The sequence below is a fragment of the Nocardia sp. NBC_01377 genome (assembly GCF_045040005.1).
In the GTDB taxonomy this organism is placed as follows: domain Bacteria; phylum Actinomycetota; class Actinomycetes; order Mycobacteriales; family Mycobacteriaceae; genus Nocardia; species Nocardia noduli.
Genome location: NZ_CP109566.1, coordinates 4,933,812 through 4,950,134 on the forward strand (window position 1 = coordinate 4,933,812; position 16,323 = coordinate 4,950,134).

Sequence of the window (16,323 nt, forward strand, 5' to 3'; positions counted from 1 at the left end):
CGGCCTCGTGGCCGCCGCGCTCACCGGAGGTCTAGAGGAACTCTAAGGAAGAGATGGCACACTGATCCCCCGAAAGGACCGGAAAACGGGAGGAACGTGTCAGTGCCGAGCAACGAACAGCGACGAGCAGCGGCCAAGCGGAAGCTGGAGCGCCAGCTCGCCACCCGCGCCGATCGGGCCCGCAAACGCAAGCAACTCACGATCGCCGGATCCGTGCTCGGCGTCGTCGTCGTGGTCGCGGCGGTGACCGGGGTGTACTTCCTGACCAAGGGCGACGACAACGACAGCAACACCGCAGCCGAGCCCAAGGACGCGTCGCTGACCGCAGCTCCGCCCGCCGCCAAGGCCAAGCCCGCACTGGTCAACTGCAGCTACCGCGACGGTCGCGCCCCCGCCGACAAGCCGGTGCACAAACCCGAACGCACCGCGGTGCCGACCACGGGTAACGACGCGAAGGTCAGCCTCAGCGTGGAGACCAGCGCGGGCCCGATCGGACTCACGCTGAACAACGCCGAGTCCCCCTGCACGGTCAACAGCTTCATGAATCTGGTGGACCAGAAGTACTTCGACGGCACCAGCTGCCACCGGATGACCGCGAGCGAGGGCCTGAAGGTGCTCCAGTGCGGCGACCCGGTCGGCACCGGAATGGGCGGTCCCGGTTACGAATTCGACAACGAGTACCCGACCGATCAGTACGCGGCGGGCGACCCGAACCTCCAGATGCCGGTCGACTACGAACGCGGCGTGCTCGCCATGGCCAACGCCAACGGTTCGACCGGGTCCGACGGCGTGGATGGCAAGGCCACCAACGGAAGCCAGTTCTTCATCGTCTACGGCAATTCGCAACTCCCGCCGCAGTACACGATCTTCGGCACCGTCGACAAGGGCGACATGGGCACCCTGGACAAGATCGCCGAAGCGGGCCAGGACAATTCGAACGGTCCGGGCGACGGCAAACCCACCACCCCCGTAACGATCACGTCCGTTCAGATGGATTGAGCGAGGTTGTCCGGCGACTTACCCCTGCGTGTCGGAATTGTGCGATATATGCTGTAACCGACGCGTCCGTACGGTTGTGCCAGGGCTTTCTCGGGTAATCTCGAAAGAAGGAGCGCGCGTAGCGTAGCCAACCCTAACGGGCCGATCCCCCGGGCGGGGAGTGCTACGCGACCGGCTTCTGATGTCCGCGTTTGCAGACGACACGCTGCCCCTCGGATCACCGCTCGTTCGGTCGTGACAAGGGGCAGAGTTCGTCACCGAGTAGTTCGTCACCGAGTACCACCACAATCCATAGTGATCACCGCAGCATCGGGGAGCAGCCATGTCCGGAGAATTGGACGACATCGCCAAGGAAACAGGCGCGATGATGAGGACCATGTTGCAGCTTGCGACCCTCGTCGCACTGCGGACTCGTGAGCGCGGCCAGAAAGAAGCCGAGGCACGGGTCAAGGTCACCGAGGCCCGCATCAAAGAGGCCAGGGAACTCCAGGTTCGTGAGGCGCGTGACGCCAAAGCGAAGGATCCGCGCAACGTGGAACTCGCGCGGATGATGGAGATGCCGGTGACGAGTCAGAGTCTCGGTATCTCGCTGGAGAAGGATCGATCTTCGAGCATGTCGGTCGCCACCGGTTCGGTTGCCACCGCGTCATCGGTAGCCGCACCGCAGATGCGCTACGACTCCGAAGAACGCCGCAGCGCCATCGCGGCACATCTCGCCAGGATCGGCGTCGAACCCGAACTGGCGGCGGTGCGGATGCTCGTCGAAGCCGGGCACGCGCACCCCGTCGAGGAAGCAGCCCGCACACGATCCAAAGAAGCGCCGACGCCAACGGTAGCCCGCGAACAAGAATTGGGCCGCGGGCTCGAACGTAGCCGCTGAGTAGTAGGACCGATCCGGCCGGACTACCGCTCCGGCACGGGATCGGGCTCGGCAAACAATCCGGGCGGTTCCGTCGTTACCGGAAGCGGACTCACCTTACTCTGGTGCCCACCCCGCACCGTGCAGTACTTGAACGGCCCCCTCGGGTCCAAGAGCTGCTTCATCTGCGGGTCCGCATGTTCCAGGAACCATTCGCTCAGCCCGTCCGATCGGTCATTGCGAGCGAATTCGTGTGCGGTCCACAGCGATTCGATTCTGACCACAGCTTCCCTGTGCTGCCACCACCGCGGGCACCATGCGGTATCACTGAGGTCGGTGACCTGTCGCTGATAGACCTGACCGAGGTACCCGTCAACAAAGTCGACGAGTGTGGGATACCACCAGTCATCGTGACGCTCGGGTGTCAGCTCGGCGAGTACAGCGTTCGGCGGAGCCTCGGTCGGCAGCGGGCCGAGCACGCCGCGGTGACCGTTACGCACACTGCAATATTTGAACGGCCCACGCGGGTCGAACAGTTGCTTCATGTGCCGATCGGCATGCTGGACCAGCCAGTAACTCAATCCGCCACGCTCGTCACGATGCCATCGTTCCCATGCCCGCCACACGGCGGTGAGGCGGGCGGCCGCCTCACCGTGGCGCCACCACTGGTCGCACCAGACCGTATCGCTCGTATCGGTGACCTGTCGCTGATAGATCCCGACAAGATACTCCTCGACGAACGAGTTCACGGTGGCGAACTTGGGCTTCTGATCATTCACAGCGGCCGTGCCTCCTCTGGCTGCCCATGATCCTGCGGCGGCGCCGACTTCACCAACGACGGGGGGTCTTGTCGCGGTGCGGACTTGTCGAGCGCCGGTGATCCGATGAGGTCGATGATCTCGGTCTTTCGTGTCGGATCATGCCGTTTGATCGACTGTTCGACTTCGGCGGAATATTCGCTCTCCCACCATGCAACAGTGCGTACGAGTACCGGCGGTGCGCCCGAAGAGAACACGATGACCCGCCCGCGCGGCAATGTCGCGAGCCCGTTCACCGAGAACGTCTTGGAAGAACCGAGCGAACGGGAATAGCTCTTGCCACTGGAGGACTCGGAGACCGACTGCGAGATGGCATCGTATTCCCCGAGCGCTTCGGAGCGATCGCGAAGGAAGTTGGTGTCATCGACACCACTGCCGAGCACCTTGATATTAGCCGCGGACCAGAGCGCGGACATACCGTCCTCACCCCAGCAGCGAACGCCCTGCGCCCACGATTGGAGCACGGTCATGACGACGATCCCACGCGACCCGAAGTGGCTGTACTGCTTGGGAAGATCCTTCCAGCGCACCACGTTTGCCGCCTCATCGAGGACAGCAAGGAGGGGGATGTCGAGACGTCCACCGCGCGACCTCGACGCCTTCTGCATCGCGACGTCGATCACCGCTTCGGTCAGCGCACTCACCAGCGGCGCAGCCGAGCCGCGTCCTTCCAACGACAGGCTGTAGAGCGTGCCGTTGTTCTCGATGAATTCCAGTTCATCGAACAGTGTTCGTTCATGGCTGCGTCCGTTGTCGAGACGGGTACTACCGGGTGTGACCCAGTCGTGCACATTGGTCAATTTGAGGCAACGGATCATTTTCTTCGCCGTGCCGAAAACACTGCTACGCGTGCGTTCGTCGGCCTGATACTGGGCGGTCAGGCCATCGGCCGTGAATTCGTGGCCGGCATCGCGTAACAGCTGAATGGGAGTTTCGTCTCTGGGGTGGGTCACCCAGTACCACACCCGTGTGATCGGCTCCTTCGCGACGGCTGCGGCCAAGAACAAACCGGCGAGCAGATCCTCGGCCTCAGGATCGAAGAACGCGTCGGTCTTGGCGTCCGATCCGTCGTCGCTGTCGGCAAAGTGCCCCGCAAGACGCGCCGCACGCATCTCGAACCCGGCCCGTTCGGGCGCTACCCATTTCAGCGGATTCCAGTACCACGTCGGTTCCTCGGCCGCCACACCCTGCGGATCGAAGACGAATGTCGGACTCCCCTTCGCCTCCCGCACATCACGGGTCGCGTCGACCACGTCACGCTTGTTGGAGGTGGCCAGCACCGGACCGATCGCGGTGAGAATGGCCGGAATCACGCGGGAGGTCGACTTCCCCTGGCGCGGACCCCAGATGTCGATGTGCAGATCCTCGTACGACCCGTACAACATGGCGCCATCGGCGACGCCGATACCGATCGGCACACCGGGTGTGTCCTGACTCCCGAGCCGAATCCCGAGCTGCGCCGCCTTCTCCCGTACCCCCGCTTCGGTCAGCGACGCGATCGCACCGCCGTTACCCATCACATCGGCTTTGTCATCGACCGGGAGTCTGCCCTTGGACGCTCGGGTCTTGGACTGTTTACGCGTCAGCAGGTAGATCACCCCCACCGCGATGACGAGCAGCACGATCACGGTGGCGGCGACCGGCCATTTCAGTTGTCCCCGTGCCATTTTCGCGATGATCTCGATCGGATTGACCGGGACGTCCTGGCGTGGGGACGACAGCGCGTTGCCCAGGTGCAGGGCGAGCAGCAGTGTCGCGAACACCGCGGCAGCGGCGTAGACGGCGTACAGGCCGAGATCGGGTCCGACCGCGGCCGGATCTTTCACCGGCTTCTTCTTTGCCATCTGTGCCTCCTCGAATTGCCTTGCGGTGGTGAATGATGCGGTGTCAGCGGAACGCGTCGAGCCGCCAGCCCTCGGCCGTGCGGACGGCGGTCGCGATGACCGTGCTCGGCGGCAACTCCTCCTTGCGCCCGTCCGGGTAGACGACGGTCTGCTCTATCCCGATCTTGTACTGCTCGGTGTTCGGGTCCGCGCCCGCGGGCGGACGCTCCCCCGACGCGAAGGTGAAGGCCTGAACGGTGGCTTTCGCCTTCGCCCAATCCGACCACTGCAACGACTGCCGGGGCGTCTCGGTCGACGCGGCGGGGGTGTCGAGCACCCGGATCAGGCTGGGACCGAGCCATTTGCGGGCTCTGGCCAGCGACGAGCCCTGGGGCTCGGCGGCGGGCTGCCAGGTGTAGATCTCCTTCAGCGCCGCGACCGCGACACCGTCGGGGGTCACCGGATCGGGTGCGGGCGCGGCCTCGAGCAACCGGGTCGTTGACGTGGCCCGATCCGACGCGCCGGAATCCGGCCCGTCGCTGTCGCTCCCGCATGCCGCGCTCAGCGTCGCTACGCTCACCACCAGCATCACCACCAGTTTCGCGCGGGCTCTTCCATGTATCTTCCAGGCTAACCGTCGCGGGCCGCCACGTCGCGGTCCGAACGCCGGGTATCGCAGCGCGTGTTCGCTTTTCCGCTCTACATTCACAGCACCCTCCTCGCCCGCGCGTCACCCGGTATCGCCGTTTCGCCGACCCCGCCGCCGCCTCGGCCCGGCGCGGCGGGAGCGGACTGGATCATCCTGCCCGCCCCCGCGTAGATTCCGACCTGCGCCGGGCCGCGTGGACCGAAGGAGCTGAACACCAGATCTCCCGGTTTCGCCCGGCTCAACGGCACTTCGGAGCCCGCTTCCCACTGCTGTTCGGCGGTGCGCGGCAGTGTGACCGCGCCGGAGGATGCCGCGAAGACCGCCGCGGAGGTGAGGCCGGGTCCGTCGAGTCCGCCGCCGCTCGGGCCCTGCGGTCCGCCGCCGCCCCACACATACGGGGTGCCGAGCCAGTCGTGCGCGGCCTCGACGATCTGGGTACCGGCGTCGTCCTCGCCCGGGGTGAAGCGGCCGGTGGAGCCGGGCGCGCGATACTGCGGTTCCATGGTGAGGATATTGCGCACGTACGGCTGGGTTTCGGAATAGTGCGCGCCGACCTGGTTGGGCATTCCACCCGAGGCCAGTACCGCGCCCTCGCCCGCGTTGTAGGCGGCAAGCGACAGCGCGGTGAGATCGCCCTGCACCCGTCCCTCCGCCTGCCACCGCTCGATCTTGTGCGCGATCGCGCACATGTAGCGGCCCTGGCCGATGATGGCGTCACCGTCGTCCCACACGCTGGCCACACCGTTGCCGTCGGCGTCGATGACATAGGGCTTACCGTCGTCGGGATTGATACTCGCGGCGGTGCCGGGCAGGAACTGCGCGAGGCCCTGCGCGCCCGCGGGCGAGGTCGCGCCGCGACGGAAACCCGATTCCTGGCGGCCCTGGGCGGCGAGCAGCGACGAGGTGATCTGCGGGCAGATCGAACCGGCTCGGCGGTACCAGATCTCGAGTTCCTCCGGCACCTTGCCCGAGGCGAGCGCGCCACCGGCACTGCCGAAACCGAGGCTGCATCGTGGATCGGTGGAATACCACTGCGCGCCGCCGAGATCGGGGGTCGGTGCGCCGTCGAGCCACGGCACCGGATCGATCTGCCTGCCGCCGGTGAAACGGCCACCGGGAACGATCTCGAAATGCAGGTGGGCACCGCTGGATTCGCCCGCGGATCCGACCAGTCCGATCTGCTGTCCCGCGCGCACGGTCTCGCCGACGCGCACCATCACGCCCCCGTCCCACATATGTCCGTAGACGGCCGAATAGCCGCGGCCGTTGGTGTCGATCGAGTCGACCACGATCCAGTTGCCGAAACCGGACGCGGGCCCGGCCGCGACGACCCTGCCGTCGGAGACCGAGAAGATCGGCGTGCCGTCGACGGCCGCCATGTCGATGCCCTTGTGGTCGCCCCCGCGCGAACCGAAGACATCGGAGACGGTGAACGTTCCGGTCGCCAGCGGCAGCACGCGACGGATCGCGCCGACGCCCGCCGCCAGCGACGGGGTCGCGGTGGCAGCGGGGTTCGCCGAGGTCACCGTGGCGGAACCGGATGGGGCGGCAGCGGCGGTCGACGCGCGTGGATCGCCCTGCGGGTAACCGCCGAGCGGCGGTAGCGCCGACTGCGATCCGAGCACCGACATACCTTCGCACGGGTCGTCGACCGAGGGCATGATCACCACGAGCACCACCGCCATCAGCGCCACCACGACGCCCATCACCCCCCAGAGCATGCCTTTGGCGCTCACGTGCGACGGCGGGATTCGTTCAGGGTGTCGGCCAGGGTTCGGTTCATCTCGGCGGCCGCGGCCAATTGCTGTTGCAGCAGAGCGACTTTGCGGCGCAGCGCGCCGGCGTCCATCCGCTCCAGTCCTGGCCCTTCGGCGGCACGGACCCAGTTGCGCACCGAATTGGCGTGCACTCCGATCTGATCAGCGACCATCCGGCACGCCTCGGATTCGCTACTGAGCGTGCCGGTCAGCGCGAGGACCTGTTCCACGGCGGCCTTGCGGACCTCCGGCGATACCCGGCGATAGGACCGGTGCGGCATCATCGGACACTCCCCGCACCGCCCGGTTCCGGCCGCGAGGACACGCGGCACCGCACGGACACCGCGTATCCCGGCCGGAACCTCATGCGGCGCTCCCACTCGGCGAATCCGAACCGCGCGCAGTGGATTCGGTGAACTCGCTGAAGCGCTGATTGGTGTCGTGGATCCCGCTCTCCTTCTCCGACACCGTGAATTCCATATGGAACGGGATGCCGGGCCGACGGTCCTCACCGATTTTCAGCAGGAATTTTCCGGTGCCAGGCGGCGACGGCCGTAACTGGCCCGGTTTGAGCGCCTCACCGGTCAACGCCTGCGGCGCCGACCAGCCGGTCACCATCTCCTCCTCGGCGGAGGTGAACGGCACGATGCTGTCGAGGCGTTTGACCTCTTCCGCGGGCAACGCGCCGAAGATCTTGGCGCGAGCGCGTTCGAGGAAGCCCAGCGCCTTGGCGATGGCGCCCTCGGAGCCGAGGGACTGTAGATCCTTGATCGTGTGGCTGATCATGATGAGCGCGGTCGCGATACTGCGCTGCAAACGGGTCAGTTCGTCGACCCGGTCGACCATGAAATCGCCGAGTCCGAGCACCTGCCACAACTCGTCCATCACGACCTGGAAGTACCGTTGCGGGCCCAGATCGGCGTCGGCGAGCACGTGCGCGGCCTCGACCGAGGCGAAACCGTCGGCCCAGCACGCGAGCATGACCGCGGCTTTGAGCTTCTTGTCGCCGGTCGGGATGTGCGAGACGTCGATGCAGACCGCGACGGCGCTGGTATCGATCGGCACCGAGGTCTGCCCGTTGAAGATCGCGCCGAACGGGCCCTGGGTCAGCGCGCGCAGCGAACGGCGCAAACCCTTGATGGCGTTCTGGTATTCGCTCGGATCGTCCGCGCCCGCGTCGAGCATGAGTTCCTCGCCGCCCGCGACGATCACCTCGAGCAGGTTCTCCATGATCGGCGGCTGATCCGGGGTGTAACCGCTGCCGGGCTGGTAGAGGATGCGCAGACCGGTGGAGATCAGGGTCTCCTCGTAGTCGCGCACCCGCGCGCCGCGCACGAGTTCGACCAGTCCCGCGATCAATGTCACCTGGCGGGCCCGCAGATCCTGTAGCACTTGCAGTTGCAGCGCCGGGAGATCGTCGAGACGCGGCACCACCGAACCGAGCACGCCCGCCGCGAGCGGATTGAGTTTGCCGTGGCCGTAACCGAGGTCGATGACCTGGCCGCCGACGAGTTCGACCATCTTGCGATAGTCCGGTTTGACGTCGGCCAGAATGAGCGGGGTGATGCCCTGGGCGATTCCGCCGAGCACGATCCGGCGCACCAGCGAGGATTTGCCGAAACCGTTGAGCCCCAGCACGAAAAGGCTCGGCGCGGTGATGAAACTGCCGCGCAGGAACCAGTTCATCGGATCGAAGCACACCGGCGCGCCGGTGTGCAGATGCGAGCCGAGCGGTGTCCCGATCAGCGGCGCGCCCGCGCCCACCGACCACGGCCACAACCCCGCGACCTGGGCGGTGGTCGCCCGGTATTCGACCGGGCGGCCGACGACGTTCATCCGGCCGCCGCCGGGACCCGCGTACCCGCGATCGGTGAGTTGGGCTGTGCTGCGGTCGAAACCGTCCTCGTAGACCTGTTCGGCGCGCGCGGCGAAGTTGCGGCGGCGGATGTCGTCGGTGCGCACGCGGAAGGTCGCCCATGCCGCGCGTAGACCGGAACCCTCGCGGCTGATCTGTTCGAGTTTGGACCTGGTGACGTCGTCGAGCAGCTGCGGGCCCGAGGTCTTGCGCTTGTCCGCCTTGGCCTTCGCGCGACGCGCGGCCTTGTCCATGGGCGGGGTTCCCATGGCGCGGTCGGCGGTGAAATCGGCCTTGTCCTGGCGTGCCCCGCGACCGGATCGCCCGCTGTTGCGTTGCGCGGCACCGCGATCGGGACGTTGCGGCCCGACCCGGTCCGGGCGGGCGGGCAGTCGGTCCTGACGCTGCGGCGCACCGCGATCGGGACGCGCGGCGCCCTGACGCGGACGTTCCGCCCATCCGTCGTACTCCGAGCGCGGCGCCGACGCGCGTCGGTTCTCCGCTCTGACCCGTTCCGCCCGTTCACGTTCGGCATGCGCCCGATCGGCACGGACAGCGTCGGCCCGCCCGGCCCCGGGGCGCGCCCGTCGCTCGGCCGCGTCGCGCGACGCCCTCCGCTCCCGATCGGACATCTCCCCGACGTCGGACCGATCGTCGCCGTTCACGCTCCGCGCCGGTCGCCCGGCCCGGTCGGGCAGGTCCTCCACGCCGGGGCGCCCGCCGCGCCGGACCGGGATGCCGTCGCGGTCGTGCACCGGTGGCTCGTTCTCACGTGCCATGAATCACTCACCCCGCCAATGCCTTCGGAATTGTCGCGTGTTCCGGCAGGATGACTCCGCACCCGAGCGAGGCCGCGAAGGCCGCGGACTGGTAGCGGTAGCACCGCCGGATCTTCAGTCGCGCCTGTGTGGACAGGTCGCGAGTGATGGCTTCGATACGCGGCAGATCGCCGCGCAGGGGCTCGGTGATGGTCACCAGGGCTCCGAAGCGGGTCACACCGTGACCCCGGGCTTGTTCCTCACGTGCCTGCTGGGTGGCACCCACCCGCAGGGTCGCGGCGGCCGAGACGACACCGCGTTCACTCTGTTGGGCCACCAGCGCGTTCTTGAAATCGTCGTCGACGATCTCGGCGGCGTCGGCGGCAGAATGCGGCCGGTACACGATGGCGATGCGCTTGCGCGGCACTTCGGGATTCGGCGCGAGCAGGCGTTGCAGCACCCGCTCGTCCACCGCGCCCTCGGGAGCGGCGTCCATCTCCCAGGTGACCGAGCGGCCGCCGTCGTGGATCAGGTGATCCCACTTCTCGTCGTGCGAGACCGGCCCGGCATCGGCCCAATCCAGGCCGTGGCCATCAGGTTCGGAGGAGGCGACCTCGAGATCGGCCTGGGAGGCCGGGTCGTAACTGCGCCGGATGAACGAGATCACCTCGTCGGCCGACATCGGCTGCGCGCGCACACCGGCCTCGGCGAGGGCTGCGCAGATACCGGGCAACCTGCGGCCGATCTCCACGGCCTCCTCGGCCGGATTCTTGCGCCGCTCGGCGGTGGTCGCCTTGAAGGTGATCGCGACCCGCGGCAGCAACTGCACCCGTTCCTGCGGCAGTTCGGTCGCCAATTCGTACATCACCTGCTGGGCGAGGTCGGGCGCCTCCGGCCTGGTGATGGTGGAAACCTCGGTCAGCAAGCGGTTTCCGGTTTCCGGCACCGTGTCGATGACGGGCACCACCGCGATGATGTCGCTGGTCTGACCGACCGAGGCGAGGAAGGTGCCCCACGCGGAGACCCAGCGGTCGATCACCGGCTGGTCGACGGCCTCGTGGCCCTGCGGCCAGGCCCGGAGCACGACGGTGTACTGGGCGAACTGCGGCAGGTGGATCATGCCGAAGCTGTAACCGCCCGCGTCGATTCCCTCGTACAGCTTCGACGGGGCGAGCAGACCCGGCAGGCGGGTGACGCCGCCGGGGACCCGCGAGAACCGGCCACCCCGATACACGTGCTCACCGTTGTTGCGTGAACGCATCCAGTTGAACATCATCAATCCCGTCTCGTATCCGGAGCGGCCCCCGGTCCGCCACACCAGTGGAACCATGATCACCACGCCGGTGCCGCCGACGATCAGACCCCACTGGAATCCACCGACCATCGCGGTGATCAGCGCCGTGATCACGACCACGAAGCCGATGACTGTCTCCTCCCAGCGCAGGCCGAAAAGACCTGCGCTGCGGGGCTTCTGCCAGAGGCCGTAGGAACGGCGCTCATAGGTGTCGGTCATCGTCATCGCGGAATGGTGCTCCTCCCGAGGTCGGGCGAACGATTCGCCCAGCGGTCACCGGCGAGATCGCCCATGCTTTCGTCGGCCCGGTTCAATCCGGTGCTCGCGGCGCGGGCGGCGCCGATGCGTCCCGCGGCCCTCGACGCACCGGAGGGTACTCCGGCCTGTGCCTGCCCACCGGAGGCGCGCGGTGGCAGCGCACCGCCGCTTCCGCCGCCGCCACCGCGCGGTGGCGGTACCGGACGGCCGCCGCCGCGTGGCCCCGCGCCGCCCGGACGCGGCCCGCCGCCGCCCGCGACATAGCCGGGCGCACCCGCGCCCGCGGTGGACTTCACGGCCACGGCCTTGGTGCCCATCGCGCCGAGCGCCGCCGCGCCGATCAGGGTGCCGCCCGCCGCGGTCAGACCGGAACCACCGGAGCCGACGATCGCGACGGCTGGGGTGACCAGGCGCATCAGCGCGGGGAGCACGAACGCGACGCTGCACAGCAGCACGATGGCGACCAGCATGCGCTGTGCCTCTTCGGCTTCGGGCAGCGCCGTGGTCGAGGTCAGGCCGTCGACGTGCCCGGCGGTCATGAACGCGATCATGTAGACGATCGCCGCGACCGGCTTGTACAGCATGAACGCGATGATCCAGCCGATCAGCTTCTGATAGGACTGTTTGCCGGTGTTCATACCCGAGGCGGCGGCCGCCAGCGGGAGCACGCCCGCCGCGACGAGCAGCAGCCCCTGGCGCACGATGGCGAGCACGATCTGCGCGAGCGCGCCGAGCAGGCCGACGATCGCGATGATGAGGACGAGGCCCGGCGAGAACGCCTGCAACTTACTGGTCTTCACCATCAGCTCGGCCAGATCCTTGGCATTACCGTTGGTGGCGTCGGTGATGACCCACTCGGAGAAGCGATCCGAGGCCTGGGTGCCCGCGACGATGATCGCCCCGAGCATCCACGAACTGAACACCACCCGGGCGAACATGCGGAACGATTCGGCCGCCTCGCTCACCGCGGCCCCGCGTCTGGCCTCGGCCAGACGCGCGCCGGTCAGGATGACCGAGGCGATGAGCAGCAATATCTGTATCTGATAGGTGTAGTCGTTGATCTTGGTGAACAGCGAGCCGTTGTCGCTTGCCGCCTCGTTGGGCACCTTCATCCAGAACGTCAACGCCAGGATGATGGCCTCACCGAGACCCTTCATCAACGAGTCGACGACCTTGCCGAAGGTCGAGTCCCACGCCTTGTCCTTGACGGCGGTCGCGGCGTCGCCGGGATGGGACGCGGCATTGCCCGCCTTGCATGCGGCCGAGGCCGCGTCGCCGAGGGAGATCCCCGGCAGTCCGACATCGTCGAGCGTGTCGTGGATTTCGTTGCACGTGTCGTCGAAACCGTAGGTCTGGCCGTAGGCCACCGTCGGTGTCGCGATCATCACGGTGAAGATCACCGCGAAGATCGTGAGAATTCGCCTCACCATTATGTCCACCCCTCGATATCTCGCAGGGACTCGATATGGACTTGCTCTTCGCCTGTCACCGGGCGGACCTTCCCCTCGCTGTCCCGCCGCACGACCGTCGGGCACATGCCCGCCCGTACCGGTCGGCCGTCGACTGTTACTCGGGCCTTTCTCGCGAACTCGACGGTCGCGGCCTGCTGACACCGGCTCACCATGCGGTCCACCCTTCGATCGACTCGATCAACTCGGTCGGGGCTCCGCTGGACGCGGACGGCTTCAGTCGCCAGTCCCCCGCGTCCCAGACCATCACCAAACGCAGTGCGGCCCACAGTTGTTTACCGTCGATCACCTGTCCGCGCGAGGCGAATCGGACGATGGCGAGATCGTCGGCGTAGTTCTCCACCTTGAAAGCGTCGGGAGCGACGAAATAGCGAGTGATGCGCTCCGGCTGCTGTTTCGGGAGACGGTCCTCGTCGAGCGCCTTGTCGTAGGCCGCGATCTGCGCGGCGGAGACACGGACCTGGCGCAGATACAGTTCGCGATCGGCCGGGCGGGCGTTGATCCGGTAGGTGATCTGCGCCGCCGCCAGCGCCGCGCCCTGCGGGGTGTGCGAATAGCCAACGGCCAGACCGTCTTCCAGCCGGGTCGGGCCGTCGGAGGTGGAGAAGGGCACCGACGCGCCGTAGACCTTCTGCCAGCCGCGCGGGGCGTTGGTGCCCTCGGGCGCGGCGGTCAGCCAGTCCGAATCGGTGGGTTTGCGCTGGCGGGCCGGATCCTGCGAGAGCGGTTGTCCGGCAGGATTGTTCGGAACATCGATGCGCCTGCCGAAGATATCGACCTCGGGTTCGGCGAACCCCTCACCGCCGGTGGTGGCGGCGACACCGCCGCCGTCACCGCCGTCCGCATCGTCGCTTCCGATCCACATGACGATGCCGACCACCAGGATCAGTGCCAGCAGGGCCGCGGACGCGATGGCACCGAAGGAGACGCCCGAGCGGGCGTAGGGCTCCTTCTGACTCACTGCGGTGCCTCCAATGTCACGATGTCGTCGGGTAATTCGTCGATGGACTCGACCGGCCTCGCGGTCGAGTCCGGACCGGGCAGACGTAATCTCCAGTCCTGCCGAAACCATTCGACGGTGGTGTGGTTCACCGCCTTCGAACCGTCGGAATATTCGGTGTAGATATCCACCGCGGTCACCTGATCGGTGTATTCGGTGATCTTGTAACCGAGCAGCCTCGGCGCGTACTCCGGGGCCGCGGCGCCGGTGATCGACAGCTGTAGCCGGTTCACCGACCACTCGTCACGCGCGACGCCGGGCACGACCTCCCCGGCCACCACCTTCGCCCATTGGCTGTCGGTGGCCACCGACAGCCGGACGGTATGGGTGATGGCGGCCACCGCGGCCCCGGGCGGGCTGCGGTCGAAGTCGACGGCGGCGCCGTCGGTGATCGACCGGGGCCCCTGCGCGGTTCGCGGCAATGCGACGCCCTGGAAGTCCTGCCACCGCACATCGGTCGGCGCCGCGGCCGGATTGGGCGCCGTTGCGCCGTCTCCGTCGGCTTCGCAGCCGCCGCAGCCCGCGACAGCGAACAGCGCGACGCCGAAGACGCCGACCGCGCGCGAGCGCATCACTGTGGAATTCATGTCGGATCCGTCCCCGTCAGATGCCGGCTCACGTCGGCAGGAACGCCAACGCGATTCCGGAGGCGGTACTCGCCACCGAAGCGCCGATCAAACTCATCACGACACCGTGGGTGGCGTCGTTGATCGCCATATCGCTGCGGAAGGCCATCCACAACCGGCCCGCGGACAGGATCATCCACGCCAGGCAGACCAACAGCACGAACCACAGCAGCCAATTCAGCAACTGCATCAGCGGTTCGAGTACATCGGAGGGCATCTGCTTGTAGGCGAGCAGCTCGCTCGCCGAGAGTCGCACGTCGGACATGGTCGACATCAGGTACCGATGACGGCGTTCATGATGGTGCCCGCGCTCGTCGCGACGACACCGCCGATCATGGCTCCGGCGACCATCTTCGGCGATTCGAGACCGCCGCCGGTCCACCGCTCCCACGCGAATTTGCCGCCCGCGTACACGATGCCGCAGATTCCGGACAGCAGGACGAACCAGGTCAGGTACCGCACGAGTTGCAGGATCTTCTCCGAGCCCGGAGGCGCCTCCGGCGTCGGATTCCCGACCTGCGCGAGGACGGCGCCGTAGGTGTCCTGCGCGGCGAACAGCAACATGCTCATCGGCTACCTTCCCGGGAAGTGTGAATCAACGCCCTGTACATCGACACGGTGCACGCCATCACGGCTCCTCCTCATCGAAAGACGAACTGGCATCGAGCTTTTCACGGACGACGGCAACAATATCGGTGCCGAGCTCGCGAACCTCGAGCGGGACCTCCTCGAGCGGGTCGATCTTGCGCTTCTTCTCCGGCATCGGATCGCCGGGCGACCATGTCGGCAGTTGCTCGGGCTCGACCAGCGTCCATTCCTCGTACCACGGCACCTGCCACATCGGCCCCGCCAGCGACCCGACCACCTCGCGATAACGCCGGATCTCCGGCGGAATCCGGCCGGGTCTGGCGGCGACGGTGACCAGTCCGATGACCTCCGACGGCCCACCGAAACCGAAATGATGCTGCCGCAGCAAATCGTGGGCACGCGTCAGCCCGGCGATCGTCTCCCTGGCCACCAGCACGACAAAGGGGGATTCACGCTCGAAGACGCCGGGCCAGCGGCGGCTCGAATCCGCCGCGGGCGCAAGCACATGCGCGAGCGTAGTGGCTCCCGCACCGCCGTGCACACCGAGCAACCAGACCAGTGGCGCCCGACCGACACCGGGTACCGGACGCTCCCATACCGGTGCGCGTCTCGACTCGGGAGGCGCCACCACCCCCGCCGGTTGAGGGTCGTGTTTGCGACGAAGTTTCATAGCTGCGGTCATGATGCCACCCCGGCCAGCAGGCGTGCGTATGCCCGGCGCGTCTCGTCGGCGAGTGCGGCGTGCTCGACCAGTTCGCCGCGGGCCAGATGCGGATCGTAGGGAATCTCCCTGATCTCGCGCACCCACCCGGAGAGATGTTCGCGCAAATGATCGGCAACACGTGAGTCGAACCCCGGATGCTGATGTGAGACAACGATGGTGGTGTCTCCGACGATGCCGGTACCCGGCCCCTCACTGGAATCACCGAACTGGTCATCGAGCCATTCCAGGGTCACCCGCAGCCGATTGGCCGCGTCGCTGCGCGCCGGAATGGCAAGAACGAGAGCCACATCGGCGTCATCGAGCAGCGGACGCAGCTGACGTCCGGCAATCGGGTTCCCGCCGTCGTACACCGCGGTGAAGCCGGCCTCGTCGACCGCCCGCGCCACGGTGAGGTATGTCGCTCTGCGGCGCAGCGGCGCGGCGTCGCGCCACAGCAGTCCCATCCCCGACGTCGCCAGCGACAGGCACTCCTTGAGCGGGGCCGGCTGGTCGTCGCCACGCCCGTACAGCCACGACTGCAGACTGATCGGATGCAGGTGTTCGTCCGCGCCCCGCAGTGCCAGATCGCTGCCCGCCGCCGTCGCGTCCACCGCGACGGTCGGGGTACCCGCCGAGGCGAGTTCACCGGCGATGCCGAGCGCCGTGGTCGTGGTTCCCGCGCCGCCGCAACCGCCGACCACCAGGATCGGGCGCTGCGCGGGTTCACCGTCGATGCCGTCGTCGTCCCGTTTGCCGCGCCGTAGCCGTACTACCGGAGCCTTGGAACGTGCCTGCCGGCCCGACGGTCCGCCCTCCTCGGGCGCCTCGTCGAGCCAGCGGCTCCAGTCCTCTCCCATCGTTCTCAGC

The 16,323-nt window shown here is 67.4% G+C and carries 16 protein-coding genes; 2 read left to right on the plus strand and 14 right to left on the minus strand.

Annotated elements, in window-relative coordinates; all coding sequences use genetic code 11:
- The first annotated feature begins 102 nt into the window (after positions 1-102).
- A complete protein-coding gene (locus OG225_RS22620; protein ID WP_405177155.1) occupies positions 103-999 on the plus strand; it encodes a peptidylprolyl isomerase in 897 nt (298 codons plus the stop codon).
- Positions 1,000-1,321: 322 nt separating this feature from the next.
- Positions 1,322-1,879, plus strand: a complete 558-nt coding sequence (locus OG225_RS22625; protein ID WP_405177156.1) for a hypothetical protein — start codon at positions 1,322-1,324, stop codon at positions 1,877-1,879.
- Between the two features lie 23 nt (positions 1,880-1,902).
- On the opposite strand, the gene OG225_RS22630 is transcribed toward OG225_RS22625, so the two are convergent.
- The 14 genes from OG225_RS22630 to OG225_RS22695 form a co-directional block, all read right to left on the minus strand.
- Positions 1,903-2,637, minus strand: coding sequence for a DUF4913 domain-containing protein (locus OG225_RS22630; protein WP_405177157.1), 735 nt, complete (start codon positions 2,635-2,637; stop codon positions 1,903-1,905).
- A complete protein-coding gene (locus tag OG225_RS22635; protein ID WP_405177158.1) occupies positions 2,634-4,520 on the minus strand; it encodes a type IV secretory system conjugative DNA transfer family protein in 1,887 nt (628 codons plus the stop codon). Before OG225_RS22635 ends, OG225_RS22630 begins: the two co-directional genes overlap by 4 nt.
- A gap of 43 nt (positions 4,521-4,563) precedes the next feature.
- Positions 4,564-5,088, minus strand: a complete 525-nt coding sequence (locus OG225_RS22640; RefSeq protein ID WP_405177159.1) for a hypothetical protein — start codon at positions 5,086-5,088, stop codon at positions 4,564-4,566.
- Positions 5,089-5,204: 116 nt separating this feature from the next.
- A complete protein-coding gene (locus OG225_RS22645; protein WP_405177160.1) occupies positions 5,205-6,884 on the minus strand; it encodes a peptidoglycan DD-metalloendopeptidase family protein in 1,680 nt (559 codons plus the stop codon).
- Positions 6,881-7,189, minus strand: coding sequence for a transposase (locus OG225_RS22650; RefSeq protein WP_355091500.1), 309 nt, complete (start codon positions 7,187-7,189; stop codon positions 6,881-6,883). The genes OG225_RS22645 and OG225_RS22650 overlap by 4 nt, the downstream gene beginning before the upstream one ends.
- A 79-nt stretch (positions 7,190-7,268) precedes the next feature.
- A complete protein-coding gene (locus OG225_RS22655; RefSeq protein WP_405177161.1) occupies positions 7,269-9,539 on the minus strand; it encodes a hypothetical protein in 2,271 nt (756 codons plus the stop codon).
- A 7-nt stretch (positions 9,540-9,546) separates the two neighbouring features.
- Positions 9,547-11,037 carry an SCO6880 family protein gene (locus tag OG225_RS22660; protein ID WP_109526831.1) on the minus strand — a complete coding sequence of 497 codons (1,491 nt, stop codon included), beginning with the start codon at positions 11,035-11,037 and terminating at the stop codon, positions 9,547-9,549.
- Positions 11,034-12,500, minus strand: coding sequence for a hypothetical protein (locus tag OG225_RS22665; protein ID WP_405177162.1), 1,467 nt, complete (start codon positions 12,498-12,500; stop codon positions 11,034-11,036). The genes OG225_RS22660 and OG225_RS22665 overlap by 4 nt, the downstream gene beginning before the upstream one ends.
- A gap of 187 nt (positions 12,501-12,687) precedes the next feature.
- Positions 12,688-13,500: a hypothetical protein gene (locus OG225_RS22670; RefSeq protein ID WP_405177163.1), complete on the minus strand. Its 813-nt coding sequence runs from the start codon at positions 13,498-13,500 to the stop codon at positions 12,688-12,690.
- Entirely contained in the window at positions 13,497-14,126 is a 630-nt protein-coding gene (locus tag OG225_RS22675; protein WP_405177164.1) for a hypothetical protein, read from the minus strand. Before OG225_RS22675 ends, OG225_RS22670 begins: the two co-directional genes overlap by 4 nt.
- 28 nt (positions 14,127-14,154) lie before the next feature.
- Positions 14,155-14,439 (minus strand): hypothetical protein, encoded by a 285-nt coding sequence (locus OG225_RS22680; RefSeq protein ID WP_109526827.1) that lies wholly within the window; start codon positions 14,437-14,439, stop codon positions 14,155-14,157.
- Positions 14,439-14,735, minus strand: coding sequence for a hypothetical protein (locus OG225_RS22685; RefSeq protein WP_109526826.1), 297 nt, complete (start codon positions 14,733-14,735; stop codon positions 14,439-14,441). The genes OG225_RS22680 and OG225_RS22685 overlap by 1 nt, the downstream gene beginning before the upstream one ends.
- A 58-nt stretch (positions 14,736-14,793) precedes the next feature.
- The gene (locus OG225_RS22690; protein ID WP_109526825.1) at positions 14,794-15,435 is read right to left on the minus strand and encodes a hypothetical protein; all 642 of its coding nucleotides are present in this window, start codon (positions 15,433-15,435) and stop codon (positions 14,794-14,796) included.
- Positions 15,432-16,313, minus strand: a complete 882-nt coding sequence (locus OG225_RS22695; RefSeq protein ID WP_405177165.1) for a MinD/ParA family protein — start codon at positions 16,311-16,313, stop codon at positions 15,432-15,434. Before OG225_RS22695 ends, OG225_RS22690 begins: the two co-directional genes overlap by 4 nt.
- Positions 16,314-16,323: the final 10 nt, after the last annotated feature.

Excerpts from the sequence above, each read along its gene's own strand:
- OG225_RS22625 (WP_405177156.1), top strand. The coding sequence starts at position 1,322 with ATGTCCGGAGAATTGGACGACATCGCCAAGGAAACAGGCGCGATGATG.
- OG225_RS22635 (WP_405177158.1), bottom strand. The coding sequence starts at position 4,520 with ATGGCAAAGAAGAAGCCGGTGAAAGATCCGGCCGCGGTCGGACCCGAT.
- OG225_RS22640 (WP_405177159.1), bottom strand. The coding sequence starts at position 5,088 with ATGCTGGTGGTGAGCGTAGCGACGCTGAGCGCGGCATGCGGGAGCGAC.
- OG225_RS22650 (WP_355091500.1), bottom strand. The coding sequence starts at position 7,189 with ATGATGCCGCACCGGTCCTATCGCCGGGTATCGCCGGAGGTCCGCAAG.
- OG225_RS22655 (WP_405177161.1), bottom strand. The coding sequence starts at position 9,539 with ATGGCACGTGAGAACGAGCCACCGGTGCACGACCGCGACGGCATCCCG.
- OG225_RS22660 (WP_109526831.1), bottom strand. The coding sequence starts at position 11,037 with ATGACGATGACCGACACCTATGAGCGCCGTTCCTACGGCCTCTGGCAG.
- OG225_RS22665 (WP_405177162.1), bottom strand. The coding sequence starts at position 12,500 with ATGGTGAGGCGAATTCTCACGATCTTCGCGGTGATCTTCACCGTGATG.
- OG225_RS22675 (WP_405177164.1), bottom strand. The coding sequence starts at position 14,126 with ATGAATTCCACAGTGATGCGCTCGCGCGCGGTCGGCGTCTTCGGCGTC.
- OG225_RS22680 (WP_109526827.1), bottom strand. The coding sequence starts at position 14,439 with ATGTCGACCATGTCCGACGTGCGACTCTCGGCGAGCGAGCTGCTCGCC.
- OG225_RS22685 (WP_109526826.1), bottom strand. The coding sequence starts at position 14,735 with ATGAGCATGTTGCTGTTCGCCGCGCAGGACACCTACGGCGCCGTCCTC.
- OG225_RS22690 (WP_109526825.1), bottom strand. The coding sequence starts at position 15,435 with ATGACCGCAGCTATGAAACTTCGTCGCAAACACGACCCTCAACCGGCG.
- OG225_RS22695 (WP_405177165.1), bottom strand. The coding sequence starts at position 16,313 with ATGGGAGAGGACTGGAGCCGCTGGCTCGACGAGGCGCCCGAGGAGGGC.